The sequence below is a fragment of the Peptostreptococcus anaerobius 653-L genome (assembly GCF_000178095.1).
In the GTDB taxonomy this organism is placed as follows: Bacteria; Bacillota; Clostridia; order Peptostreptococcales; family Peptostreptococcaceae; genus Peptostreptococcus; species Peptostreptococcus anaerobius.
In genome coordinates this window covers 1-1,466 of sequence record NZ_ADJN01000055.1, presented here as the reverse complement: position 1 = coordinate 1,466, position 1,466 = coordinate 1, and the positions used below count along the sequence as shown (strand labels likewise).

Annotated in this window: 1 rRNA gene; it reads left to right on the top strand. The window is 52.0% G+C overall.

Going from position 1 to position 1,466, the window contains the following annotated elements:
- A 16S ribosomal RNA gene (locus HMPREF0631_RS06330) occupies window positions 1-1,417 on the top strand; the annotation flags it as partial.
- Between the last annotated feature and the right edge of the window lie 49 nt (window positions 1,418-1,466).

Genomic DNA, 1,466 nt, shown 5'->3' with positions numbered 1-1,466 from the left:
AGCGGCGGACGGGTGAGTAACGCGTGGGTAACCTGCCCTATACACATGGATAACATACTGAAAAGTTTACTAATACATGATAATATATATTTACGGCATCGTAGATATATCAAAGTGTTAGCGGTATAGGATGGACCCGCGTCTGATTAGCTAGTTGGTGAGATAACTGCCCACCAAGGCGACGATCAGTAGCCGACCTGAGAGGGTGATCGGCCACATTGGAACTGAGACACGGTCCAAACTCCTACGGGAGGCAGCAGTGGGGAATATTGCACAATGGGCGCAAGCCTGATGCAGCAACGCCGCGTGAACGATGAAGGTCTTCGGATCGTAAAGTTCTGTTGCAGGGGAAGATAATGACGGTACCCTGTGAGGAAGCCCCGGCTAACTACGTGCCAGCAGCCGCGGTAATACGTAGGGGGCTAGCGTTATCCGGATTTACTGGGCGTAAAGGGTGCGTAGGTGGTCTTTCAAGTCGGTGGTTAAAGGCTACGGCTCAACCGTAGTTAGCCTCCGAAACTGGAAGACTTGAGTGCAGGAGAGGAAAGTGGAATTCCCAGTGTAGCGGTGAAATGCGTAGATATTGGGAGGAACACCAGTAGCGAAGGCGGCTTTCTGGACTGCAACTGACACTGAGGCACGAAAGCGTGGGTAGCAAACAGGATTAGATACCCTGGTAGTCCACGCTGTAAACGATGAGTACTAGGTGTCGGGGGTTACCCCCCTCGGTGCCGCAGCTAACGCATTAAGTACTCCGCCTGGGGAGTACGCACGCAAGTGTGAAACTCAAAGGAATTGACGGGGACCCGCACAAGTAGCGGAGCATGTGGTTTAATTCGAAGCAACGCGAAGAACCTTACCTAAGCTTGACATCCCTTAGACCGGTGTTTAATCACACCTTCCCTTCGGGGCTGAGGTGACAGGTGGTGCATGGTTGTCGTCAGCTCGTGTCGTGAGATGTTGGGTTAAGTCCCGCAACGAGCGCAACCCTTGTCTTTAGTTGCCAGCATTCAGTTGGGCACTCTAGAGAGACTGCCAGGGATAACCTGGAGGAAGGTGGGGATGACGTCAAATCATCATGCCCCTTATGCTTAGGGCTACACACGTGCTACAATGGGTGGTACAGAGGGTTGCCAAACCGTGAGGTGGAGCTAATCCCTTAAAGCCATTCTCAGTTCGGATTGTAGGCTGAAACTCGCCTACATGAAGCTGGAGTTACTAGTAATCGCAGATCAGAATGCTGCGGTGAATGCGTTCCCGGGTCTTGTACACACCGCCCGTCACACCATGGGAGTCGGAAACACCCGAAGCCGATTATCCAACCGCAAGGAGGAAGTCGTCGAAGGTGGCGTCGATAACTGGGGTGAAGTCGTAACAAGGTAGCCGTATCGGAAGGTGCGGCTGGATCACCTCCTTTCTAAGGAGAATTACCTGCTGTTCGATTTTGAAAGTTCATACTTTCAAAA